The organism is Streptomyces sp. NPDC003032, from assembly GCF_053591415.1.
Window position 1 is genome coordinate 146967 of record NZ_JBSFTT010000005.1, and the last position, 24028, is coordinate 170994.

General features: G+C 73.9%; 22 protein-coding genes. 6 read left to right on the top strand and 16 right to left on the bottom strand.

Going from position 1 to position 24028, the window contains the following annotated elements:
• Positions 1-9: 9 nt before the first annotated feature.
• Positions 10-696, bottom strand: a complete 687-nt coding sequence (locus ACWDZ7_RS09330; RefSeq protein WP_451796070.1) for a phosphatase PAP2 family protein — start codon at positions 694-696, stop codon at positions 10-12.
• 70 nt (positions 697-766) lie between these two features.
• Positions 767-1702 carry a M56 family metallopeptidase gene (locus tag ACWDZ7_RS09335; RefSeq protein WP_451796071.1) on the bottom strand — a complete coding sequence of 312 codons (936 nt, stop codon included), beginning with the start codon at positions 1700-1702 and terminating at the stop codon, positions 767-769.
• A 174-nt stretch (positions 1703-1876) separates the two neighbouring features.
• On the opposite strand from ACWDZ7_RS09335, the gene ACWDZ7_RS09340 reads away from it, so the two are divergent.
• Positions 1877-2518, top strand: a complete 642-nt coding sequence (locus ACWDZ7_RS09340) for an HAD family hydrolase (protein WP_451796072.1) — start codon at positions 1877-1879, stop codon at positions 2516-2518.
• A 51-nt stretch (positions 2519-2569) separates the two neighbouring features.
• Here ACWDZ7_RS09340 and ACWDZ7_RS09345 read toward each other — a convergent pair whose 3' ends face one another.
• Positions 2570-3175, bottom strand: coding sequence for a DUF5134 domain-containing protein (locus tag ACWDZ7_RS09345; RefSeq protein WP_451796073.1), 606 nt, complete (start codon positions 3173-3175; stop codon positions 2570-2572).
• 169 nt (positions 3176-3344) lie between these two features.
• On the opposite strand from ACWDZ7_RS09345, the gene ACWDZ7_RS09350 reads away from it, so the two are divergent.
• Both ACWDZ7_RS09350 and ACWDZ7_RS09355 read left to right on the top strand, forming a co-directional pair.
• A complete protein-coding gene (locus ACWDZ7_RS09350) occupies positions 3345-5075 on the top strand; it encodes an FUSC family protein (protein WP_451796074.1) in 1731 nt (576 codons plus the stop codon).
• Positions 5072-5611 (top strand): MarR family winged helix-turn-helix transcriptional regulator, encoded by a 540-nt coding sequence (locus ACWDZ7_RS09355; protein WP_451796075.1) that lies wholly within the window; start codon positions 5072-5074, stop codon positions 5609-5611. Before ACWDZ7_RS09350 ends, ACWDZ7_RS09355 begins: the two co-directional genes overlap by 4 nt.
• Positions 5612-5693: 82 nt before the next feature.
• Here the strand turns inward: ACWDZ7_RS09355 and ACWDZ7_RS09360 are convergent, their stop codons facing one another.
• Both ACWDZ7_RS09360 and ACWDZ7_RS09365 read right to left on the bottom strand, forming a co-directional pair.
• Positions 5694-7046, bottom strand: a complete 1353-nt coding sequence (locus tag ACWDZ7_RS09360) for an NAD(P)/FAD-dependent oxidoreductase (protein ID WP_451796076.1) — start codon at positions 7044-7046, stop codon at positions 5694-5696.
• A 145-nt stretch (positions 7047-7191) separates the two neighbouring features.
• Positions 7192-7584: a VOC family protein gene (locus ACWDZ7_RS09365; RefSeq protein WP_451796077.1), complete on the bottom strand. Its 393-nt coding sequence runs from the start codon at positions 7582-7584 to the stop codon at positions 7192-7194.
• A 71-nt stretch (positions 7585-7655) separates the two neighbouring features.
• On the opposite strand from ACWDZ7_RS09365, the gene ACWDZ7_RS09370 reads away from it, so the two are divergent.
• A complete protein-coding gene (locus ACWDZ7_RS09370; RefSeq protein ID WP_451796078.1) occupies positions 7656-8240 on the top strand; it encodes a GNAT family N-acetyltransferase in 585 nt (194 codons plus the stop codon).
• On the opposite strand, the gene ACWDZ7_RS09375 is transcribed toward ACWDZ7_RS09370, so the two are convergent.
• From ACWDZ7_RS09375 to ACWDZ7_RS09420, 10 genes are all read right to left on the bottom strand, one after another.
• On the bottom strand, positions 8230-8913 hold the full coding sequence (locus ACWDZ7_RS09375) for a glycerophosphodiester phosphodiesterase (RefSeq protein ID WP_451796235.1): 684 nt from the start codon (positions 8911-8913) through the stop codon (positions 8230-8232). The genes ACWDZ7_RS09370 and ACWDZ7_RS09375 overlap by 11 nt on opposite strands.
• A 76-nt stretch (positions 8914-8989) precedes the next feature.
• Positions 8990-9115: a hypothetical protein gene (locus ACWDZ7_RS09380; RefSeq protein WP_451796079.1), complete on the bottom strand. Its 126-nt coding sequence runs from the start codon at positions 9113-9115 to the stop codon at positions 8990-8992.
• A 77-nt stretch (positions 9116-9192) separates the two neighbouring features.
• Entirely contained in the window at positions 9193-9858 is a 666-nt protein-coding gene (locus ACWDZ7_RS09385; protein ID WP_451796080.1) for a PadR family transcriptional regulator, read from the bottom strand.
• A gap of 360 nt (positions 9859-10218) precedes the next feature.
• Positions 10219-11616 (bottom strand): UbiD family decarboxylase, encoded by a 1398-nt coding sequence (locus ACWDZ7_RS09390; protein WP_451796081.1) that lies wholly within the window; start codon positions 11614-11616, stop codon positions 10219-10221.
• Positions 11603-12346 carry an aspartate racemase/maleate isomerase family protein gene (locus tag ACWDZ7_RS09395; protein ID WP_451796082.1) on the bottom strand — a complete coding sequence of 248 codons (744 nt, stop codon included), beginning with the start codon at positions 12344-12346 and terminating at the stop codon, positions 11603-11605. The genes ACWDZ7_RS09390 and ACWDZ7_RS09395 overlap by 14 nt, the downstream gene beginning before the upstream one ends.
• A 111-nt stretch (positions 12347-12457) precedes the next feature.
• A complete protein-coding gene (locus ACWDZ7_RS09400; protein WP_451513658.1) occupies positions 12458-13387 on the bottom strand; it encodes an amidohydrolase family protein in 930 nt (309 codons plus the stop codon).
• A gap of 76 nt (positions 13388-13463) precedes the next feature.
• Positions 13464-15695 (bottom strand): molybdopterin cofactor-binding domain-containing protein, encoded by a 2232-nt coding sequence (locus tag ACWDZ7_RS09405; protein WP_451796083.1) that lies wholly within the window; start codon positions 15693-15695, stop codon positions 13464-13466.
• Between the two features lie 45 nt (positions 15696-15740).
• Positions 15741-16460: a GntR family transcriptional regulator gene (locus ACWDZ7_RS09410; protein ID WP_451796084.1), complete on the bottom strand. Its 720-nt coding sequence runs from the start codon at positions 16458-16460 to the stop codon at positions 15741-15743.
• 14 nt (positions 16461-16474) lie between these two features.
• Positions 16475-17944, bottom strand: a complete 1470-nt coding sequence (locus ACWDZ7_RS09415; RefSeq protein WP_451796085.1) for a nucleobase:cation symporter-2 family protein — start codon at positions 17942-17944, stop codon at positions 16475-16477.
• Between the two features lie 98 nt (positions 17945-18042).
• Complete coding sequence (locus ACWDZ7_RS09420) at positions 18043-19461, bottom strand: amidohydrolase family protein (protein WP_451796086.1); 1419 nt, start codon at positions 19459-19461, stop codon at positions 18043-18045.
• A gap of 207 nt (positions 19462-19668) precedes the next feature.
• On the opposite strand from ACWDZ7_RS09420, the gene ACWDZ7_RS09425 reads away from it, so the two are divergent.
• Entirely contained in the window at positions 19669-21108 is a 1440-nt protein-coding gene (locus ACWDZ7_RS09425; protein ID WP_451796087.1) for a diacylglycerol kinase family protein, read from the top strand.
• A 27-nt stretch (positions 21109-21135) separates the two neighbouring features.
• Here ACWDZ7_RS09425 and ACWDZ7_RS09430 read toward each other — a convergent pair whose 3' ends face one another.
• On the bottom strand, positions 21136-21933 hold the full coding sequence (locus ACWDZ7_RS09430) for an MmyB family transcriptional regulator (protein WP_451796088.1): 798 nt from the start codon (positions 21931-21933) through the stop codon (positions 21136-21138).
• 287 nt (positions 21934-22220) lie between these two features.
• On the opposite strand from ACWDZ7_RS09430, the gene ACWDZ7_RS09435 reads away from it, so the two are divergent.
• The gene (locus tag ACWDZ7_RS09435; protein ID WP_451796089.1) at positions 22221-23969 is read left to right on the top strand and encodes a dihydroxyacetone kinase family protein; all 1749 of its coding nucleotides are present in this window, start codon (positions 22221-22223) and stop codon (positions 23967-23969) included.
• The last annotated feature ends 59 nt before the right edge of the window (positions 23970-24028 follow it).

Genomic DNA, 24028 nt, shown 5'->3' on the forward strand with positions numbered 1-24028 from the left:
GACGAGCGGTCAAGTGCCCCCCAGGTCACGCCGGCCCGGCCCGTACGCGTACGTCGCGACGGCCAGTGCCACCGTCAGGCCGCCGAGCAGCCAGCCGCCGACGACGTCCGTGGGCCAGTGGACGCCGAGCCAGACACGGGTCACACCCACCCCGGCCACGGAGAGCACGGTGAGGGCCACGGCGGCGCGCCACAGCGCGGGGCCCGGCCCGTGCAGGCGCAGCAGCCACAGGAGCAGCCCGCAGACGACGGCCGCCGTCATCGCGTGGCCCGAGGGGAACGCCGCGTAGTGCGCGGAGTCCACCGGGTCCGGCCACACCGGCCGTGGGCGGTCCACCGCCGCCTTGAGCGACTGCTGCACGACGGAGGCCACCAGGCACGTCCCCGCGAGCCAGAGCGCGAGCCACCGCGCGCCGCGCACCGCGAGCCAGACCACCGTCACCGCGCACAGCGCGCGCATCGTCCATGGGTCCCACACCCAGTCGGTGAGGATCCGGCTCACCTGCGTGACGTCCGGGTCGGCCACCGCCCAGCGGTGCGCGGTGCGCGCGATGTCGCCGTCGAGCGACATCAGCGGACTCCACTCCAGCTCCACCAGGAGCAGCAGCAGGACGGACGGCACGCAGAACAGCGCGGCGGCGAGCGCCGCCCGGTGGGCGGGCGGACGGGGCGGGGAGTCCAGTGGAGCGGGGTGCATGGGGAGATCCTCGCCGACGGGGTGGGGTGGGGGCCATCCCGGTGCACGACCGCCGGGCCGTGCCCGCGGCCTAGCCCAGGGCCCGCAGACCGGGTACGAACGTGACCAGGACGGGGACCACCGGCACGAGCGCCGCCGTCGCCGTCAGGCGGAGTCTGCGGGCGGCGGTGAGGCGCGGGCGGGCACAGAGCAGTCGGTGGACGCGCTGCGGGACGTGCGCCTGCGGTGTCGGGCAGGGGCCGAAGACGCCGCGGTCCTCGTTCAGTTCGACCAGGGCGAGCGCGACCGTCAGCCGGCCGAAGCGGCGCGACGCCACGTCGTCTGCGGCCAGCTCCACCAGGCGGTGCATCTGGTCGCGGAACGCCGCGAACACCCGTACCTGCGGGAACCCCGCGGCCAGCGCGCCCGAGCAGTGCAGCAGCCAGTCGTGCCGGGCCTGCGCGTGGCCCTGCTCGTGCGCGAGCACGGCATCGAGCTGTCGGCCCTTCAGGCGGCGCAACGCGGCGGTGGTCACGACCAGTTGGGGCGCCTGGCCCGGCAGCCACCAGGCGTCCGGGCGCTCGCCCTCCAGGACGACGAGACGGTCGGCGCCCGGCTCCTCGCCGGGCAACAGCGGGGCGCGTACGAGGAGTTCGGCCCGCCGTCCGGCCCGCCGGGTCCGCGCCAGGGCGATCTCCCGGGTCAGCATCGCCGCGGTCCACACGCCGCCGCAGGCCAGCACCACGGCGGTGGCCGCCGCCCAGGGGCCGGGCGCCTGGAGGGCGTACGCCTCGACCACGGCGTTCGGCGCCGGCGCGAAGACATGGCCGCGCACGGCCTGCCAGGCGGCGGCCGCGCTCAGCGTCATCGAGAGCGCGCAGCAGAGCAGGACACCCGCCACCACGCACTGCCAGACCCAGAGCGCGACCACCGGTTCGCGCTCCGGCCAGTCGGCGCGGGCGAGCATCCGTGGGGCGACGAGGGCAGTCAGGGCGCCCAGCAGCAACAGCGCGACGGGGACCATCATGCCGCCCAGCCTATGAGGGCCGGGCTACCGAGGGGTATGGGCCGCCTCCGCAAGTGACGGACGCCACGGCCGATGTGGGCACGTCGCGTACGAAATGCGCCGTGATCGGATCGCTCTGTGTCACCGCCGAGTGGCGACCGCCGTACGGGCGGTGGGACGCCGTAGTGTCGGACGATGATCGAGACCATCGTGTTCGACGTGGGGGAGACCCTCACCAAAGACGACCGCTACTGGGCCTCCTGGGCGGACTGGCTGAAGGTTCCGCGGCACACCCTGTCCGCGCTCGTCGGCGCCGTCGTCGCGCAGGGCGGGGACGGCCTGGAGGCCCTGCGGCTCATCAGCCCGGACATGGACATCGCCTCGGCCCACCACGCGCGCGAGGCGGCGGGCCGGGGCGAGCATCTCGCCGAGAGCGACCTGTATCCGGATGTGCGGCCCGCCCTCGGCGGTCTCCGCAAGCTCGGGGTCCGCGTCATCATCGCGGGCAACGCGACCTCGCGCGCCGCCGAACTCCTGCGCGACCTCGACCTGCCCGCCGACCTCGTCGTCACCTCGGGCGACTGGGGCGTGGCCAAGCCGGACCCCGCCTTCTTCACGCGGGTGCTCGAAGTGGCCCAGGCCGGGCCCCACGAGACGCTCTACGTCGGCGACCACCCCGCCCACGACGTCTTCCCGGCGAAGCAGGCGGGCCTGCGCGCCGCGCACATCCGGCGCGGGCCGTGGGGCCACCTGTGGGCGGAGGACCCGGCCGTGGCCGACGCGGCGGACTGGCAGATCGACTGCCTCACGCCGCTGGCCACGCTGATCGCCCACTGAACCGGGCGGCCCTCCCGCGGCCCTCCCGCGGCCGTCCTGGCGGCGCGCCGGTCAGAGCGTCAGCAGCATCGCCAGCATGCCGATCGCCATCGACAGCCTGCACGCCAGCGCCAGCTCCGGCCGGTCGCCCCAGCCGAGGACCGCCGAGCCGCCGCCTTCGCCCGCCGCGACCGTCCGTACCGTCCCCGCTGTCCTCACCGCCCCCACCGTCCCCACCGCCTCCGCGGGAGCGAGCCGCGCGCCGGACCACAGGACGTATCCGGCGAAGTACAGCAGGAGGGCGCCGGTCAGCGGGGGCACGCCCGCGCCTCCGTGGCCCGCGTGCGCGCCCGGGGCCGTGATCATCGCCACCGACATGTACACCATGGCGAACGCGCCGATGAGGTGGTGGACGTGGTGGCGGCCGGCGCGCGCCGCCCAGAGCGCGTGCACCGCGGCCGCCCCGAACACCGCGGCATAGCCGAGCCAGGTCCAGCGCGGCAGCGCGACCACCGCGGCGGGCACGGCCATCACCGCCATCCCGAACCCCATGAGCGCCTCGCCGCCCGCGGTGCGGCGCTGTTCCTCGATCCGGCTGCGCATCCGCAGCAGACAGTAGGCCCCGGTCGCCGCGCACAGCGCGACGAGCAGCCAGGCGGCCTGCGCCGGTCCGTGCACCGCGCACCTCCCCCTGTCGACGGTGTCGTCGGGTCGATGCCCAGGGCCGTGGAGCCGTACGCGAGCGCATGGGGGTGCACGGGGCGCACAAGGGGAGCGAGGCGGCCTCTCCGCGCCCACGTCAGGGCAGAGGTCTTTTCCTGGTAAAACACTTGCTAAGGTTTTAGGTATGAGCAGTACGTCGCCGTCCCCGCACCCGTCCCCCCGCCCCACCCGTCCGCGCAGGCTCCCGCTCGCCGGGGTGCTGCGCCCGGGCAAGCCGTCCGACATCTGGTTCAAGCCCGCGAGCAGCGTGGTCGTGGCCACCGCGCTACCGAATCTGACGCTGCTGGCCATCGGGCGGCTCGACCTCGTGATGTACACGATGGCCGGATCGTTCTGCGCCCTGTACGCCCACAACCTCCCGTACGCCGCCAGGGCGCGCGCACTGGCCTGGGTCGTCGCCGGGATGTTCGCGAGCGTGGCCGTCTCGCTGGTCACCGCCTCGCTGACCGGCTCCGCCGCGGTCCTCGTCGCCGTCGGCGCGGTCCTCGCCGCCGCGCAGAAGACGCTGTGCGACGCGACCCGCATCGGCCCGCCCGGCCATCTGATCTTCACCTTCATCAGCTCGGCGACCCTCTTCGCACCGCAGGGCATCGGGCAGGTCCCGGGACACCTCGCGCTCACTCTCGTCGGGGGAGCCGTGGCCTGGCTCGTCGGCATGGCGCCCGCCCTGGTGCGGCCGCACGGCCCCGAGCGCCGGGCCACCGCGCGCGCCCTGCACGCCGCCGCCGCGTCCGCCGAAGCCGCCCAAGCCGCCGAAGCCGCCGATTCCGGGCCGGCCGCCGAGCGGGCCCGCGCCGCCGCGGCCGGTGCCGTGCACGCCGCCTGGCAGTCGCTGCTCGCCACCGGCGCCCCGACCACCGAGGCGCGGCGCGCCCTGGCCCGTCTCGTCGTCCGCGCCGAAGAGGCCCTCGCCGCGCCCACCGCCGCGGACCCCGCGACGCTGCGCTCCTGGGCGGCCGGGCTGCGCGGCACGGGCGCCGTCCCGCGCCCCGGCGACGTACACCCCGGGGAGCGCGACGAGCTGCTCGGCGTCGCCGCGGAACTCGCCGAACCCAAGGTGTCACTGTGGCGCCGGCTCGCGCCGGGCTCCCCGCTGCTGCCCATCGCGCTGCGCACCGCCCTGGGCTGCGCGCTCGCCGGATACGGATCGCTCGCCCTCGGCATCGGCCGCCCCTACTGGGCCCTGGTCACCGCCGCCTCCCTCTACCAGGCCAACGTGACGCTCACCTGGAACCGGGGCGTGCAGCGCGTGGTCGGCAACCTCGTCGGCGTGCTCGCCTTCGCCGCCATCGCGCCGTTCGCCCACCTCGGCCACGCCGAGCTGATCGTGAGCTGCCTCGCCCTCGCCTTCGGGGCGGAGGCACTGATCAGCCGCAACTACTGGCTGGGCAGTGTCTGCGTGACGCCGATGGCGCTGCTCGTCACCGAGTTCGCACGGTTCCAGCAGCCCGGCGAGCTGATCATCGACCGCGTCGTGGACACCCTCGTCGGCGCCGTGCTCGGCGTCGCCGCCGCGGTCCTCGTCACCAACCGGCGCGCCGCCGACCAGATCGAGCGGGCCGTCGAGGCCGTGGACCGGGCCAGGGAGCGCGCCGAGGCCGACCTGACGGAGCCCGGCCCGGTCGCGCCCGCGCGGCGCCGGCTGACCGCCGCCCTCGTCGACCTGCGCGCCGCCACCGACGCGGCCGCCGGCGAATGGTGGCAGCGGGCCCTGCCCGAAGAGCGGGTGGTCGCCGCCGAACGCGCCGGACACCGTACGCTCGCGGCGACGGTCCGACGGCAGAGCGGTGAGAACGGTCAGGGGACGCGGCCCCGTGAAGAGGTCGCCGACGCCTGGGAGGGCGCACGAGCATGAGAGCAGAGAACGGTCCGGTGGCGGCGGGCATCGGTGGGGACACCGTGGCCGCGGTGGTGCGGCAGTGGCAGACGGTGCGCCCCGACATCGACACCGGACCCATGGAGGTGATCGGCCGCATCAACCGCTGCGCGGCCCTCCTCCAGCAGGCCGAGGACGCCCCGCTGCGCCGGGCGGGCCTGACCCGTGCCGAGTTCGACCTCCTCGGCGCGTTGCGCCGCACCGGGCACGAGCTGACGCCCGGGGAGCTGGCGCGCGAGACCTTCTCCTCCGGCGCCGCGGTCACCAAGCGGCTCAAGCAGCTCCAGGAGCGGGAACTGGTCGAACGCCGGGCCGACGCGCGTGACCGGCGGGTCGCGCACGTGCGGCTCACCGACGCGGGCCGCGACCTGGTCGACGCGATCCTGCCGGAACAGCTCGCCTACGAGACGGTGGTGCTGTCCGTCCTCGACGGAGACGGGCAGGGACAACTCAGCGGCCTGCTCGGTGAGTTGCTGGCCCAACTGGAGGGGCGGCCCGGGGTGCGGCGGGGCTGAGGCGGGCTCCTCCGGCTCCTGCCGGCAGGGATGCTCGTGGGCCTCGCGGTGACGGTCCCGGTAACGGTCGCGGTGACCTCCGTCACGACGCGGCCGACGCCACCCGCGCGCTGATCTCCTCCCGCGACAGGTACGCGTCCGTCTTCTCGAAGTCCGCGAGCGTGGCGGGGCGCTGGGCCTGGAAGCCGGTACGGACGTAGTCGTTGCCCGCGACCGCGTTGAGCCCCCAGTTGGCGGCCGTGCGGAAGCGGGCGGTCAGCGTGCGCAGCGCCCCCAGGTGGTAGCCGCGCGCCACCACCTGGGCGGGCAGCCCCGTCAGCTGCACGCCCAGCGGCTTCGACACCGCCTGGATGCCGCCGAGGTCCACGACCAGGCCCATGTCCTTGTGCCGGTAGTCGGCGAGCGGCAGGCCGCGCAGCGCCGATACGACGTTCTTCGCGGCGGCCCAGCCCTGGCGCATGGCGTGCTGCGCGGTCGGCGGGCAGATGGCGTCGCCGCCCTTGACGACGTCCGGCACGGCCGCCGCGTCGCCGAGCGCGAAGACGCCGTCCAGGCCCGGCACCGTCAGATCCGGCCGGACGACGAGCCGGCCGCGGTTGGTCTCGGCGCCGAGCGTCGCGATGAGCGGGCTGGGCGCGACGCCCGCGGTCCAGATCAGCGTGCGGCACGGCAGCACGCGGTCGTCGGTGAGCGTGACCGTGTCCTCGGTCGCCTTGGCCACGGACACCCCGAGCGAGACACTCACACCCCTGCGCTGGAGGATCTCCATGGCCTTGTCGCCGAGCCGCTCGCCCAGCTCGGGCATCAGCTTCGGGGCGACGTCCACCACGTGCCACTTGATCTGCGACACGTCCAGTCCGGGATAGCGCTTGACGGCCGCGCACGTCAGACGCTGGAGGTACGCGGCGGTCTCCACGCCCGCGTAGCCACCGCCGACCACGACGAACTGCAGCCGCTGCTCGCGCTCCTCGCGGTTCGAGGTGGCCGCGGCCAGGTCCAGCTGGGAGATGACGTGATCGCGGATCCAGGCGGCCTCGGCGAGCGTCTTGACGCCCACCGCGTGCCGGTCCACACCGGGGATGTCGAACTGCCGCGTCACGCTGCCCGGCGTCAGGACCAGCTGGTCGTAGCGCTCCACGACCTCCTCGCCGCTGATCTTCCGTACGATCACGGCCTTGGCCTCGGCGTCGATGCCGATGGCCCCGCCCGGCACGATGGCCGTGCGGCGCAGCATCCGGCGCAGGGGCACCGCGACCGCCTGCGGGGTGAGCACCCCGGAGGCGACGTGCGGCAGAAGGGGCAGGTAGAGCTGGTGGTCCGTCGGGCTGATCAGCCGCAGCTCCGCCTCGTGGGGCGCGAGTTTCTTCTCCAGCTTGTGCGCGCACTCCATGCCGGCGAAGCCGCCGCCGACGATGAGGATCCGGGGAGCTGCCATGTGATGTCACTCCAACACTGTGGGAGATCGTCTTTCTGGATCTTCTCGGGTTTCTGGATCTTCTGGATCTTCTCGGGACCGTACCCGTGGCCTTGTACCCCTGCATCCCGGATGGATGAATCGTGTGATGTGCTTCACACCCGCTTCAGATCCCCGGCCGGTAGCGAATCGGGTGATCGTGCGGGACCTCGACGAGGACGATCCTGAGGCCGTCCGGGTCCTTGATCCACATTTCGATCAGGCCCCACGGCTCCTTGACCGGCGGCCTGACCACCTCGACCCCGTATTCGGTCAGCTCCGTGTGCGCCGCGTGGACGTCCGGGACCTGGAGCCACAGCTGGAGTCCGGGTGAGGGAGGGGTGTCGGAGCGGCCGGCGAGTTCGAGGAAGCCGCCGCCGAGGAAGTAGACCGTGCCGCGTTCGGGGCCGGTGCCGAACTCGCGGTAGACGGCGAGGCCCAGCGCCTCGCCGTAGAACGCGCGGGAACGCTCCGGGTCGGTGGGGTGGAGAAGGGTCCTGCTGCTCAGTACATGCACCATGCGGCCGCACCTTAGCGGCGGGTTAGGCTCGGCGGAGCCGTAAGCAGCGCCCAGATCGGAGAACGAAGTCGATGGACACCGCCCCGCGTCCCCTCCCCGGCGAACTCACCTTCCGCGACGCGGTATCCGACGACGTCGGCGCGCTCGTCGCGCTCATCGAGTCGGCGTACCGCGGGGACGCGAGCCGCGCCGGGTGGACCACCGAGGCGGACATCCTCGAGGGGCAGCGCACCGACCCGCGGGGCGTCGTCGAGGTCATAGAGTCGCCCGCGAGCCGTCTGCTGGCCGTCGAGCGGGACGGCGCGCTCGTCGCCTGCTGCCAGCTCGAACACCGAGGTGAGCACGCGTACTTCGGGATGTTCGCGGTGAGCCCGGCCCAGCAGGGCGCGGGCCTCGGCAAGGTGATCATCGCCGAGGCGGAGCGCGTCGCACGCGAGGAGTGGGGCGCCCGCGAGATGCACATGACCGTGATCTCCGTACGCGACGACCTCATCGCCTGGTACGAGCGGCGCGGCTACCGCCGTACGGGGAAGATGACGCCCTTCCCGTACGGCGACGAGCGCTTCGGCATCCCGCAGCGGGCCGACCTGGAGTTCGAGCTGCTGGTGAAGGACCTCGGGGTCGTGGACCTCGGAGTCAGGGACCTCAGGCCGTGAACCGGCCGGTCCGCTTGATGTCGGGGTAGTCGGTGGTGGCGCCGTCCAGCTGGAGCGCGCGCACCAGCCGCAGATCGTCCTGCGTGTTCACGACCCAGCCGATGATCCGCAGGCCGGCCTTCCTCGCGTGCTCGACGATCTCCAGCGTCAGCCGCCGGATGTTGAGGACGAGGGTGGTGGCGCCGACGGCGGTGGCGCGCTCCACGACGTCGCGGCCGTAGCGGCTGGCGACGAGCGCGGTGCGCACGCCCGGGACCAGGCGCGCGATCTCCGCGAGCGCCTCGTCGTGGAAGGAGATCACCTCCACGCGCGCGACCAGGTCGCGGCGGTGCATGACCTCGGCGAGGGCGCGCGCGGCCGCCACGTCCTTGATCTCGGCCTGCAGCGGCGCCCGCACGGCGTCCAGGACCTCTTCGAAGACGGGCACGCGCTCGCCGCGGCCCGCGTCGAGCTCCCGGAGCTCGGCGAGGGTCTTCTCGGCGATCGGGCCCTTGCCGTCGGTCGTACGGGCCACGTCGGCGTCGTGCATGACGACCAGGGCGCCGTCCTTGCTCAGATGCAGATCGAGCTCGATGAGATCGAGGCCCGCGGCTTGCGCGGCGATGAAGGAACGGAGGGTGTTCTCGGGTTCGACACCCATGACCCCGCGATGACCGATGGTGAGGAAGTTCAAGGTCCACTCGCTTCCGTCGACGGCGGCTCGGTGGCCGCGGGGCGAGGACGGAGCAGCCACGCGGCAATGTCGCAGCCTAACGGCCCGCCTCGGCGGAGGCACCGCCCGGACGAGGCGGAGCGGAACCCTCCGATCTGGTTCCCACGATGCCGAGGACCAGTCCGGTGACGAGGGCGGCGACAAGGACGGCACGGGTGCTCACGGCTGCGCTGCTCCCTACGGCGGGGACGGCTGACCCCGCCCGTCCTACCGGCAGCGGGGCCACCGCGGCGAGCCGCGTCACCCGCGGGTGGGCGAGTCCCCCACGGGTTGACCGGGCGGCGCGGGACGCTCCCCCGCCAGGCGGTCGAGGTCGTCCAGCATCGCCTCGGCCAGCCCCACCTCCGCCTCCAGGCGCCGCTCGCTCCAGCGCAGGGCGACCTCGGGGTGCGACCAGGCCGCCGCCCCGTCCGCCCCGACCGTCCCGACCGCCCGCGCCAGCGCGTCCCGCACCTCCTTCAGCTCGCCCCCCGTCCGCGCGATGTGCTCGGCCACCAGCGCCCGCAGATGGTCCGGCGCCGTCAGATGACCGAGCCAGACCCGCAGCAGCAGCGGATGCTTCAGGACGGGCGGCCCGGCGTCCTGGCCGCTCCCCGCCCAGGAGGCCAGCGCGGCGCGGCCCTCCTCGGTGATCGCGTACGAACGCTTCGTGCGGGGCGCGTCGGGGCCGGAGCGGCGCGAGGTGGCGTAGCCGAGCGCTTCCAGGCGGCGCAGTTCGGCGTAGATCTGGCTGATGGCGGGCGACCAGTAGAAGAAGCGGAGCGAGGCGTCGGCCCACTTCTTGAGTTCGTAGCCGGTCCGCTCCCCGGGGAAGGAGAGCAGGCCGAGCACCGCCCAGGCGGTCGGCGGCAGCCCGCCGCCGGGAGGCTCTGCGTACCGCTGCGAGGTCGTTCCACGGCCTGCCATACGCCGCATTGAAGTGAACGGCGCGCTCCGGGCGCAAGGGGTACGCCCGGCAAGGCGCCGCCCGGCACAGCGACGGCGGCGAGCGCCGCGGCCGATGCGAGCCGGAGCCGCCCGTGGTCCGCCGCGGTGCTCAGCGGTGGAAGGACCTGTTCCGCGCCGGGCAGCCGTGCGGCCGCCACCCGTGCGAACTGCTCGCCCGAACGGGTCACGCGCGCGTCCACCGCCCACCGGACGGACCATGCGGACATGACGACAACGCGCTCGTCGTAGCGGCAGGAGCTCATGGACGGCGACCGGGCATGTGACGGTGCTCGTCGGCGTACTGAGGCCGGGGCGGCCGGGGTAGCGGGGCAGCCCGTTTCACCGCGCGGTGTCGAGGAGCCGCCGGGCGGTCTCCAGACGCTCCGGGTCCAGACGGATGCGTACGCCGTGGAAGTGCGGGCCCCGCGTCGCGTCCAGGGCCATGCGGGACGTCGTGCCGTCCGTGGTCGACGACGGGTCGAGCGGACTGCCCGGCAGACCGTCGACGACGAACACGTCGCGGTGCGGCTGAAGGTGCGTGGCCACGGCCCACAGCACGTCCGCGTCCCGGGTGACGTCCACGTCCTCGTCGACCGCGACGACCGTCTTGAGGTACGGGTCCCAGCCGAGCAGCGCCAGCATGATCTGCCGCGCCTGGCCCGAGCGGGCCGGGCGCAGGGCGACGTACGCGTGGAAGTGCGTGCCGGACGTGGGGTAGTGCAGGGCGGTGACCTCGGGGAAGCGGCGCCGCAGCTGGTCGGCCATCTCCGCCTCGCGGGGCAGCCGGGCGAGGTTGAGGTGCTCCGCGCTGTTGCCGCCGACCACGTCGAGGAGGAGGGCGTCGCGGCGGCGCAGGACCGTCTCCACGGTGAGGACGTTGTTCGTGGAGCGGTCCGACGAGTAGCCGGAGAACTCCCCGAACGGACCTTCCTCCGCCCGCCGCTCCGGGTCGATGAACCCTTCGAGGACGATCTCCGCCCCGGCGGGCACCCGGATGCCGCGGCGCGGTGTCTCCACGACGTCGAGCGGCGCCCCGAACAGCCCGCCCGCGATGGCGCGTTCGTCGACGTCGGGGCCGACCCGGGCGGACGCGGCGAGCAGGAAGAGCGGATGCGCGCCGATCACCATCGCCACCGGCAGGACCTGGCGCCGCTCCTCGGCCAGCCGCAGGAGCTGCCACAGGTGACCGCGCGAGTGCAGGCTCGTGGCCAGTTCGGTGCGGGAGTCGACCATGGAGCGGTGGTAGCTGAGGTTGCCCGCGCGGCCCGGCACGTCGCGCGGCGCCTCCGCCGTGATGACGCCGCTGGTGATGTACGGGGCCCGGTCGGAGGCGAAGTGACGGATGAGCGGCAGGGCGGCGAGGTCGATCGCGCCGCCCTCGTCCACCACCTCCAGTACCGGACCGTCGGCGACCACACGGAGTTCGCGGCGGTCCGCCGACGCCACCTGGTAGGCGCGGTGCAGGCCCGCGCGGTCGGTGCCGAGGAGGCGGGCGAGGCGGTCCCGCGAGGCGAAGACATTGGTGATCAGCGTCGAGCCGAGGCCCTTGACCCGGGGGCACACCAGCAGATCGTCGCGGCCCCGCGCGGCCAGCTCCACGACCAGCGCGGCCACGTCCTCGCCCTCGATCTCCTCCGCCACGGTCAGGACGTCATCGGCCTGCCCGGGACCGTGGGCGCGCAGGAACGCCCGCAGATCCTGACCGCTCGTACGCGGGGCCGCCTCAGTGCGTGTCACAGCACACCCCCGTACGGGCGTCGGAGGTGAACAGCCGCCCCCAGCCGGGCGAGTCGACGCGCAGCCCGAGCAGCTCCAGGCCCGTGTGCACCGCCACCCGTGCCCCGTCGAACACCGGCTTGCCGAGCTGCCGTTCCACGAGCGCGGCCACCGGCGCCACCGGCAGCTCCGTGCCCGCCACCACCAGGCACCGGGCGTCCTCGGTGTCCGCGTCGAGCAGCAGCCGCCGCAGCCGCGCCACCGGCAGCTCCGCCGCCTCCCGTGGTGTCGCGAGGCCGAGCGCGGTGACCGAGGAGACGCGCAGCCCCGCGGCGACGTACGTGTCGGCGACGCGCCCGGCGGTCTCCCGCGAGCCCGCGGTGGCCAGGGCCAGGGAGGGCAGGGCGTGGCGGGCCAGGAGGCCGAGCTGGCCGAGGGTGACGGTGGAGGCCGGTACGCCCGCCGTGCCCTCGATCGCGCGGGCGATGGCGCGGGCGTGCGCCAGGCCGTGCAGACCGCACGAGCTGCCGTTCCACACCACGGCGTCCGCGCCCGCCTGCGCCAACTGCTCGGCGCCGCACGCCAGTTCCCCTGACTGGGAGCGGGCGATCGCCGGGCCGCACAGCTGTTCCGGCAGTGCGGCGCGGGCCGTGGGGTGCGCGGTCTCCACCGCGACGGGCGCACAGATCCGCACCGCCCAGCGGTCGGCTCCGAGTGAGGTGGAGGGGAGGAGGTGGCCGATGCGCCGCATGGGGTGAGTCCGTTCCTGGTCGCGGGGGTCGCGGGGGTCGCCGTGAGCGCGGGCGGAGCGGAAGGCGGGCCGCCGCCCTTGGCAGCCCAAGGGCGGCGACGAGCCGACGCGTTACGCCCGCGACGCCGCGTCCAGCGAGGCGTACGTGTCCTTCAGACGCAGCCGCGCCTCCTCCTGGTCACGCGGCGGGGGAGTGGGCTTCAGGCCGAGCAGCTTGGCCATGTTGTTGCCGAGGTAGCCCTCCAGGTCCTCCTCGGACAGGTGCATGCCCTGCGGCGGCGGGCCGCACAGCACCTCCAGCTCCCGCGCCCACATGCCCGGTTCGTTCGGCGGCGAGTCCGTGCCGAACACCAGCTGGTGGCGCTCCATCTGCTGGGCGAACTCCACGATCCGCGACTGGAGCAGCCAGCCCGACTCCCCGTACACGTTGGGCGAGTCGAGGATCATGTACAGCGCCTCGAAGCAGTAGACGCCGCCCGTCTGCACCCCGAAGTGCGCCAGGATGAAGTTGACGTCCTTGAACTCCCGGATGATCGGGTAGAACTGCGTCGGGATCGAGTAGGGCCCGTCACCGGTGTGGATCAGGACGACGAGACCCAGCTCGTCGCAGACCCGCAGGACGGGGCGGAGCCAGTCGAGGGCCCGGTCCGGGCGGTAGGCGTGCATGTTGGCATGGAGCTTGACCATCTTGTAGCCGTACTCCTTGACGTGGAACTCCAGCTCCTTCGCGCCGTTCTCGGGCCCGAAGCGCGGGTTGTACATGAAGTTCCCGATGAACCGGTCCGGGTACCGCTGGATCAGTTCGGTGATGTACGCCATGTAGTCGCGGATGCCCTCGCGGCCGGTCCGCATCCCGTCCTGCCAGACGCTGTTGCCGGGCGGAGGCATGATGCAGCCGTAGTCGATCCGGCGCGGCTTGCCGTTGATCATGTACGGGCCGTCCATCATCTCGATGGTGCGCTCGCCCGTGAAGGGGGAACCGTCGTGCCGCCACGCCTGGTCCACGACGTTCGTGGGGTGCATATGGGTGTCGATGATCAAGGTGCTCTTTCCTTCCCGGCTGGTACCGACCGTGTCTCTGTGGTGGACCGTTGGGGGACCCGGGGCAGGGCCCGCCTCACCCCCTCTCCGGGTCGAGGAAGTCGGTGGGCCGCACGGGCACCCTGGCCAGGGCCAGGCCCGTCGCCGCGCGCAGGGCGTTGGCGATGGCCGGCGTCGAGGAGAGGGCCGGCGGCTCGCCCACCCCGTTCAGGCCGTACGGCGCGTCGGGGTGCGGCAGTTCGAGCAGGTCGACGGGGACGGACGGCATGTCCGCGATGGTGGGGATGAGGTAGTCGGTGAAGGACGGGTTGCGTACCCGCCCGCCCGACACGTGCAGCTCCTCCATGAGGGCGAGCCCCAGGCCCTGCGCGCTGCCCCCCTCGATCTGGCCCTCCACGGCCAGGGGATTCATCGCTCTGCCGATATCCTGCGCGGTGGCCAGCTCCACCACCTTCACCAGGCCGAGATCGGTGTCGACGTCGACGACCGCCCGGTGCGCGGCGAACGCGAAGGCGATGTGCGCGTCGCCCTGCCCGCGCTCGGGGTCGACGGGATACGTGCGGCGGTGCGTGAACTCGTACTCCGCCGCCAAGGGGCCGTGCGCGGCGAGGAGTTCGGTGAGCGGCCGGTCGCCGAGACGGGCGAGCCGCTCCCGCAGCTCCTCGCAGGCGCCCCGGACCGCGCCCCCGCTCATCCAGGTGATCCGCGACGCGGACGCCGAGCCCGCGTCGCCGACCCGCGTGTCGGCGGGCAGGGCCACGACCCGCTCCACGCCCAGCTCCGTGCGGGCGATCTGCGCCTGGACGGTGACGATGCCCTGGCCGCACTCGGCCGCCGCCGTGTGGATCTCGGCGACGGGCTCGCCGTTCACCAGGGAGAGCCGTACGCGGGCCACCGAGCGGTCGTCGACGCCACCGGAGAAGCCGATCGCCTTGACGCCGATCGCGTACCCGACGCCCCGCTTGACCCCCTCGCCGCGCGAGGTGTTGTTGAGGCCGCCGGGGAGACCGAAGGGGCCCTGTGGAGCGGCGGGCAGCGGGCGGGCGCGGAGCCTTTCGAGGAGTTCGGCCGCGGGCGCGGGGCCGTCCACGGCCTGCCCGGTCGGCAGCACGGTCCCCGTCGTCATGGCGTTGCGGATGCGCAACTCCACCGGGTCCAGGCGTAGTTCGCGCGCCAGCTTGTCGAGGTTGGACTCCACGCCGTAGCAGGACTGGACGGCGCCGAACCCGCGCATCGCCCCACAGGGAGGGTTGTTGGTGAAGACGGAGTACCCGTCGATCTCGACGTGCGGAACGTCGTAGGCGCCCGCCGCGAAGTACGAGCCGTTCGCGATGACGACCTGCGACGTGGAGGTGTAGGCGCCGCCGTCGAAGAGCAGCCGAGCCTTCACGAACACGAGCTTTCCCTCGCGCGTCGCGCCGTGCTCGAACCACATCTTCGCCGGGTGCCGGTGCACGTGGCCGAAGAAGGACTCCTCGCGGTGGTAGCTCATCTTCACCGGGCGGCCGGTGCGCAGCGCGAGGAGCGCCGCGTGGATCTGCACCGACACGTCCTCGCGCCCGCCGAACGCGCCGCCCACCCCGGAGAGCGTCAACCGCACCTTCTCCGGTGGCAGCCCGAGCGCCGCGCACATCTGGCGCCGGTCGTCATGGAGCCACTGCGTGGACACGTACACGTCCACGCCGCCGTCCTCGCCCGGTATCGCGAGGCCCGCCTCCGGGCCGAGGAACGCCTGGTCCTGCATGCCGACCTCGTACGTGCCCGAAACCACCACGTCCGCCGACCCCCGCGCGGCGGGCAGGTCCCCGTGCCGGATGCGCACATGCCGTACGACGTTGCCCGCACCGCCGTCCACGCGCCGCCGGTGGACCAGCGGGCCGGTGCCCGCGAGCGCCTGCTCGGCGTCGGTGAGGGCGGGCAGCTCCTCGTACTCCACCTCGATCAGGCGCAGCGCGCGGCGGGCCGTCTCGGGGTGGTCGGCGGCCACCAGGGCGACCGGCTCGCCCTGGTGGCGCACCCGGCCGGCGGCGAGCACAGGCTGGTCGGCGACCTTCATCCCGTACAGCCGCCGCCCCGGCACGTCCTCGTGGGTGAGCACCGCCACCACGCCCGGCAGCCGCCTCGCACGGGTGGCGTCCAGGCGCCGGATGCGGGCGCTGGGGTGCGGACTGCGCAGGGTCGCGCCCCACACCATGCCGTCCCAGCACAGGTCGGACGCGTAGGCGAAGTCGCCGCGGACCTTCAGCCTGCCGTCGGGACGCCTCACGCTCTCGCCGACGCCACGGCGTACGCCGGTCGCGCTGCTCACGATCCGTCACATCCCTTCTGGGGTAGGGCTCGCAGGCTCGTACGGCTACGCGATGGGGCGCACCGCCCGGTGGTCCGCGTCCGGCACCCGCTCGACCGTGACGGCCTGGGAGAGCCGGGTCCGCAGCCGCCTGATGTGGTCGCGGGCCGCCTTCTCCGCGGCGTCCGGGTCGCCCGCCGCCATCGCCTCGAAGATGCGCCGGTGCTCGTCCACCGCGAGCCGGGGGGCCTCGGGGCTGCGCCACAGCGAGTGCAGCGCCAGATGCGCCTTGCCCTGGATCGTGTCGAGGGCGGCGGTCAGATGGTCGTTGCCCGCCGCCTCGCGGATCAGCCGGTGGTAGGCCATGTCCATCTCGATGTGCGCCCGCTCGTCGGGCTCCGCGGCCACGACGGCCTCGTGGCGCTCCAGCAGGCGGCGCAGCTCGGCGACCGTGGCGGCGTCCAGGCGCTCCGTGGCGAGGCGCGCCGCCAGGCCCTCCATCACCTCGCGTACGACGTACAGCTGTCGTACGTCCTCGAGGTCGACGGTGGAGACGACCGCTCCCCGGTGTACGGCATGCGTGGCGAGGCCGTCGTGGATGAGCCGCTGCACCGCCTCGCGTACGGGGCTACGGCTGATGCCCATCTGCACGGCGAGCGCGGGCACCGACAGGGCGTCACCGGGGCGCAGCCGCCCCGCAAGCACGGCGCCCTTCAGCTCCTCGTACGCGCGCTCCGCCAGCAGGCTCCCCGCCGCCACCGGATTCACCGCCCTCTGCGTGGACATCCCCAACTCCCCTGTCATGGCGCTTCCTTGGCGGGTATTTCGGACCCGGCCGCCTGTTCTTCATGTTGCATGTAATGTTCCGACCGGTCAATGGAGCGTGCGTCCCTCCTTTGGTGCCCCGGCTTCCGCTGTCCCGGCAGCCTCAGATGGTGGAAGAAGAGGTTGAGCAGCACCGCCGTGAGGGTGCCGAGGATGATGCCGCTCTCGAAGAGCGCGTGCAGGTGCCGCCCCGGCATCTGCTCGGCGAACTGCGGGAACGCGGTCGGCAGGAAACCGACGCCGACACTGGCCGCGACGAGGATGGTGTTGCGCTGGTCGGTCAGATCCGCCTGGCCGAGGATCTGCACGCCGACCACGGCGATGGTCGAGAACAGCACGATCGTCGCCCCGCCGAGCACGGACGTCGGCATCGACGCCACCACGGCGCCCACCTTCGGCACCAGACCGAGCACCATCATGATCACGCCGCTCGCGGCGACGATCCAGCGCGACTTCACCCGGGTCAGCTGGATCAGGCCGATGTTCTGCGAATACACCGTGCTGGGAAAGGAGTTGAGGGCGCCCGCCGCGGCCGTCGCCAGGCCGTCCGCCCGCAGGGCGCGGGTGACGTGGCGGCCCGACACCTCCCGGCCCACGATCCGCCCGACGGCGAAGAACTGCCCGATGGACTCCACCGCGATGATGACCATGACGAGGAAGACGGAGAGCACGGCCACGGCGTCGAGGCGCGGCGCGCCGTAGTGCAGGGGCGCCGCCACGCCCAGCCAGGCGGAGTCCCCGATCCCGGAGAAGTCCGTACGCCCCGCGAGCGCGGCGACCCCCGTCCCGATCGCCAGCCCGGCGAGGACCGCGACGGTGGCGAGGAACCCCCGCGACAGCTTGTTCAGGAGCACGATGGCGACCAGTGTGACGGCGGCCAGACCCAGATGGGAGGGCGAGCCGAAGGAGCGCGCCGCCGGATCGCCGCCGCCCACCTGACGGGCGGCCACCGCGAGCAGGGTGATGCCCACGATCGTCACGATGGTGCCCGTGACCAGCGGCGGGAAGAACCGCACCAGCCTGCTGAAGACGGGCGCGATGACGAACAGCGCGAGCCCGGCGGCGATCACCGCCCCGAACACCGTCGGCAGCCCCGCCTTCGCGCCGCCCGCCGCCAGGCCGATGGAGACGAGCGAGGGCACGGCGGTCGTGGAGGTGCCCTGGACGACCGGCAGCCGGATGCCGACACCCGGCAGCCCCACGGACTGGAGCAGGGTCGCGATGCCGCACGTCAGGAGTGAGGCGTTGACCAGGAGCCCGATGTCGTCGCCGGACAGGCCGATGCCCTCGGCCACGAGCAGCGGCATGACGACCGCTCCGGCGTAGAAGGCGAGGACGTGCTGCAATCCGTACACCGCGAGCCGCCACACGGACGGCACCGCCTCGACGGGATCCTTCTCCACGGATGTGCGAACGTCGTCGTGGTGCGCTTTCCGGTGGGGCATGTGCGTTCTCCCTCCGCCCTACGGGGCGTGACTTGTGCGCACGTGCGAGGCCGCGGTCAGGCGGCCGAAGGCCGCGGTGGTGACGGGACGGGGCGGGCTCAGTGCCGCCAAGGGACGCGCAGCGTGGCGAGCGAGGCCCGCTCCACCAGGCGTTCGGCCCGCTCCTGGACCTCGGCGAGCAGCGCTTCCTCGTCGACCAGCGGACAGCGCCCGTCCTCGAAGACCACCCGCCCGTCCACGATCGTCATGTCGACGTCCGAGCCGCGCGCCGAGTAGACGAGCGTCGCCACGGCGCGGTGCAGCGGACGCAGGTGCGGCCGGTCGAGGCCGACCACGACGAGATCCGCGGGCGCGCCTACGTGGATGGCGCCCGCGCCGGCGGCGGCGTACCGGCCGCCCTCGCGCGTGGCCAGCTCCAGGGCGTCCTCGGCCCGCAGCACCGCCGGGTCCAGGGTGTGCTGGCGCTGACCGAACAGGGTCTGCTTCATCACCTCGAACATGTCCTGGCGGTGCCCCGCGCCGGGCCCGTCCGTGCCCAGCGACACCACCGCACCGGCCTCGCGCAGCGCCCGCAGCCGCATGACTCCGGAGGCGAGATAGGCGTTGGACGCCGGATTGTGGGCGACCCCCGCCCGGCGGTCGCCGAGCCACGCGATCTCGTCGTCGTCCAGCCACACGGCGTGGGCGAGCGTCGCCCGGCCGTCCAGCAGCCCCGCGCGTTCGAGCCACTCGACGGGACGCACGCCGTACGCGTCCAGATAGCTCGCCGGGTCCTTCGCGCCCTCGCAGCAGTGCGTGTGCCAGCGGGTGCCGAACTCCTCGGCGAGCGCGACCGAGCCGGTGACCAGCTTCTGGTCCACATAACTGAGGTTCAGCGGGGCGGGCCACACGCCCACCCTCGCCCCCGGCGGACGCCCCGTCAGGCAGGCGCGGGTCAGCTCCAGTTCCTCGGCGGTGGAGTAGCGGAACAGTTCCTCGGGCAGGCCGCGGGCCGCCGCCACGGCCGTCCGGTCGCCGAGCATGCCGCGGGCGATCACGCCGCGCAGCCCGGCCGCCTCGACGGCGTCGGCGACGGCCAGGACGGTCTCGGGGTCCGTGGGCGCGTAGTGGTTGTCGACGACGGTCGTGATGCCGGAGCGCAGCGCCTCCACCGCGCCGAGCGTCGCCGCGACGCGGGCGTCGTCGGGGGTCACGGCGATCGAGTACGGCCACATGAACTCGCACAGCCACGGCCAGATCGGCAGGCCCTCGCCGAGGCCCCGGGCGAGCGACTGGAACAGGTGGGTGTGCCCGTCGGTGAACCCGGGCAGCACGGCGCGGCCCCGGCAGTCCACGGTCCTGGCCGCCCGCCAGGCCGCGTCGACCTCCGCCGCCGGTCCCACGGCGGCCACGCGGCCGCCGACGACGGCGACCGACCCCGGTTCGTGGACGGAGCGGCGGTCGTCGACGGTGACGACATGGGCGTTCGACAGCAGGAGATCGCACGGTTGAGGTCGTCGGTCACTGGTCCGCGGCACGGAACCCCCGGTTGCTCGATGGCATGTTCCATATTGCATGTAACGTATTCCGGCCATCGGGCGTGTCAACCCCCGGCGTATGGAACCGACTTGACGTATGACTGGGGGCGGGGGGCGCGAGGCGGGGTGGAGTACCACCCTGCCGGGCCTGACCGCCTGGCTGGCCCGTTCTGGCCTCGCGGGCGGCAACCGGGGTATACGGGGGGAATGAAAGATCTCCTGAGGCACCGGGCCCAACGTCTGACCGGCGCCGACCACCGACTGCTGTTCTGCGGGATCGCCGCCGGGATATGGGCGTTCGGCGGTGTGCGGGGACGGCGCGCGGCCGTGCGCGGCGTCACCTCCCTGGCACTGGCCTCGGTCACCGTCAACGCCCTGGGCAGACACGCGGTGGGCCAGTCGCGCCCGGCGCGGGACGTGGCGCCCTTGCTGCGCCGCCTGCCCCGCGAGCCGCTCACCGGCCCCTACCCCTCGGGCCACGCCGCCTCGGCGGCCGCCTTCGCGGCGGGCGCGGCCCTGGAGTCGCCGGGCTGGGGCGCGGCCCTGGCGCCGGTGGCGGCTTCGGTGGCGTACTCCCGCGTCCGCGGCGGCGCCAGTGGCCCCAGGGACGTCCTGGTCGGCGCGGCCCTCGGCGTGGGCGCCGCCTACGCGGTGCGCGGCATGGTGCCCACCCGCGCCCAACTCCCGCCGCCCGCACGGCCGCGCGTCGACGCGCCCGCCCTGCCGGAGGGCGACGGCCTGGTCGTGGTGGTCAATCCGTCCTCCGGTGCACAGCCGCAACTCGCGGATCCTGTGCGGCAGTTGAGGACCGCCCTGCCGCGCGCCGAGGTGGTGTTCTACGAGGAGGAGGCCGGGGCCCTGCCCAAGGTCCTGGAGGAGGCGGCGAGGGACGCCGCCCGGCGCGGCGGTGTCCTCGGCGTGTGCGGGGGAGACGGGACGGTCAACGCCGCCGTGGCGCCCGCCCTGCGGTTCAAGGTGCCGCTGATGGTGCTGCCCGGCGGCACGTTCAACCACTTCGCCGCCGACCTCGGCGTCGACACGGTCGCGGACGCCTGCGCCGCCGTGGCCGAGGGCAGCGCGGTACGGGCCGACGTCGGCCGCATCAAGCCGCTGGCCGGGATCGGCCCGGCCGGCAGGACCCCCACCGGGCCGTCCTACTTCCTCAACACCTTCAGCCTCGGCAGCTACCCCGACCTCGTCCGCAGCCGGGAACACTGGTCCCCGAAGATCGGCGGCCCGCCCGCCACGCTGCTCGGCGTCGTCCAGATCCTGCGCACGGGGCGCCCGCTGCGGGCCGTGGTGAACGGCCGCCGCCGCTCCATATGGCTGCTCTTCGCGGGCAACGGCGCCTACCGCAGCGTGGGCATCGCCCCGGTGCGCCGGCACGACCTCGCCGACGGCCTGCTGGACGTCCGTGTCGCGCACGCCGGGCGCTTCGCGCGCAGCAGGCTGCTGGCCGCGGCGCTCGCGGGCCAGCTGGCCAGGACCCGCGCCTACGCGGCCGCCCGGCCCCAGCGGGTCGTCATCTCGGGGCTGCCCGAGGGGACGCAGATGGCGTACGACGGTGAGGTGGCGGACGCCCCCGCCGCACTCCTGATCGACAAGCTCCCCGAAGCGCTCACCGTGTACCGCCCGACGGCCGGCTGACGCGCGGACCGTGCGTCAGGGGGGGCGTCAGGGGAATGTGATGCCGCTGTCCACGGGCGTCAGGACGAGCCAGCGCAGCGAGGTGTCGCCGAAGCGGGCGTAGGTCAGGACGCGTACGTCGATGGGGTCGGGCGCGACCAGCGGGAAGTACATCGGACGCGCCTCCGCGCCGTCCGGGTCGGGGACGTCGGCGGTGCCGTCCCACAGCCGCGCGACGCCCGGCTCGCGCCGCACGGTCCGCACCACCTCGTCCAGCCGCTCGTTGTCCGGCCAGCGCTGCCAGGCCAGGCGCAGCCGGGCGAGCAGCGGGCCCGCCCACTCGGTGTCCCACTCCCGCAGCTGATAGCGGGCCTGCGGCGAGAACGCCCAGGTCATGACATTCGCGTCCGGGTGGACCAGCCAGGGACAGTGGCGCGCGGCCACGGCGTTGGCCGCGACCACGTCCCAGGCCTGGTCGCAGATCCAGCTCACGCGGCGCTGCTGGTGCAGCAGATCGAGCATCGCCTCGTCGGGCCGCGCGCCCTCGGCCGGGCGGCGCGGCGGCCGCTGGCCCGTACCGCGGTACAGGGCGTCGGCCCGCGCGGGGGAGAGGTCCAGGATCCGCACCACCCCGGCGATCATCTCCGGCGCGTATCCGCGGTCCTCGCCCCTCTCCAGCGCGCGGTACCAGCGCTCGGAGACGCCGAGGAGCAGGGCCATGTCGAGCTGAGTGAGGTAGCTGCGGTGACCGCGGAACGGCACGGGGCCCGGCAGCAGTCCCGGGTCCCGCGCCATCCGCCAGGCGCGCAGCATCCGCCCGAGGTCTTCGCGTCGTACGTCCGGCAAAGGTAAATACCTCGCAAAGGTGGGATTGACGGGCGGGGAACGCCGCGTGGCCCGCGCGCTCGCTCGCCCGGGCCGGGGCAGGTTGACAGCGTCGCACACGAGCCTCGGGACCGGAACAGGAGAGTGCCGGTAGCGAGACGTGCCGTTCTTGAGGGCGGGAGGAGGGCCATGGTGAGCGCCGCGACCACGGGCCGCCTACCCTGCGCCACGCACACCGCCGCAGGCCCGCCTACCCTGCGGCGACGCACATCGCCGCAGGCCCCGCACACGTATGGAGAAACTCAACGATGAGCTACTTCCTGCCGGAGAACCACCCCGTGCTGACCGCCGCCCGCGGTCTGGCCCTCGCCCACTCCGGGATGATCGAGGTGAACAGCGCCCCTCTGTACCTGCGGGCGCGTGACCCGCACCCGGACCGCACGGTCGCACTGGTCTCGGGCGGCGGCTCCGGGCACGAGCCCCTGCACACCGGACTCCTGGGGCGCGGGGGCCTCGACGCCGTCTGCCCCGGCGAGATCTTCGCCTCCCCGCACAACCGGCAGATCTACGAGGCGAGCGCGGACGCCGCCAAGAGCGGCGGCGTCCTGCACATCGTCAAGAACTACACCGGCGACGTCATCAACTTCCAGATCGCGGCGGAACGCCTGCGGCACGACGGGATCCCGGTCGCCACGGTCCTGGTCGACGACGATCTGGCCACGGACAGCGCGGACAGCGCCACCGGCCGCAGGGGCACCGCAGCCACGGTGGTCGTCGAGAAGCTCCTCGGCGCCGCGGCAGACCGGGGCGCCACACTGGAGGAACTCGCCGAACTGGGCCGCCGGATCGTCGCCGCGTCCCGCAGCGTCGCGGTCGCCGCCCGCGCCCAGACCTCGCCCACCACACTCGCCCCGGCCTTCACCCTGGACGCGGGCACCCTCGACTACGGCGTCGGCATCCACGGCGAACGCGGCACCCGCACCATCGCCCGCCCCGCGACCGGTGACCTCGTCCGGCGGATGACCGACGACCTGCTCGACGCCCTTCCCGAAGGCCCCAGCGAGGTGCTCGCCCTCGTCAACGGCCTCGGCGCCACCACCGAGCTGGAGCTGCACGCCATCAGCGTCCTGCTGAACGACGAGCTCACCGCCCGTGGCATCCGGCCGGTCCTCCTCGTCCCCGGCACCTTCACCGCCGCCCTCGACATGGCGGGCTTCTCCCTCACCCTGACGCGGCTCGAAGAAGGGTGGGCCGAGCTGTGGACCGCGCCGACCCGCACGCCGCTCGTCCTGCCGCGCCCCACGCTCACTCCCGACGGCCCGGTCGACGGCCTGGTCGACGGTCCGGTCAAGCCGGCGCAGGAGCCCGTCAGCTCCCCGGCGGACACCGCCGCCGCCCCTATCACCAGCGGCAACCGCGCCCTTCTCGACCGCTACGCGCTGACGGTCACCCAGGTCCGCGACAACCTGACCAAGCTCGATCAGCTCGTCGGCGACGGCGACTTCGGCGACAACCTCGCGGGCGGCGTACGACGCGCGGTGAAGCTCGCCGACGAGCGCGGCCTGGGCGGCACCGCGGCCCTCGCCGAGGCCTTCCTCAACGACGTCGGCGGCACCAGCGGCCCGCTGTTCGGCCTCCTCTTCCAGCACCTGGCCTCCGCCACCCCGACGGACGACCGGGCGCCGTCCGTCGGCGCGCTGGCGCGGGCCGCAGAGGAGGGCTTCGCCGCCATCCACCGCGTCGGCGGCGCGAACCCCGGCGACTGCACGCTGGTCGACGCCCTCGCCCCCGCCGCCGAGGCGCTGGCCGCCTCCGCGCGCGACGAGGCCGCCGAGGCCCCGCTGACCGACGCGGCCCAGGCGGCGATCCGCGGGGCGCTTGCCACCGCGTCCCTGCGGCCCCGGCGCGGCCGCGCCAGCTACGTGGGCGACCACGCCCTCGGCGTCCCGGACCCCGGCGCCCTCGCCGTGGCCCTCCTCTTCATGGCCCTGGCGGACATCCACGAGCCCGCCACGGCCCCGCGTCTGCCCGCGCCGGGCTACATCACCCTGCCCTGACGGCGCCCACACTCCGGGACACGCCTGCGCCTCGTCCATTGCCTGACTAAGGTCGGAGA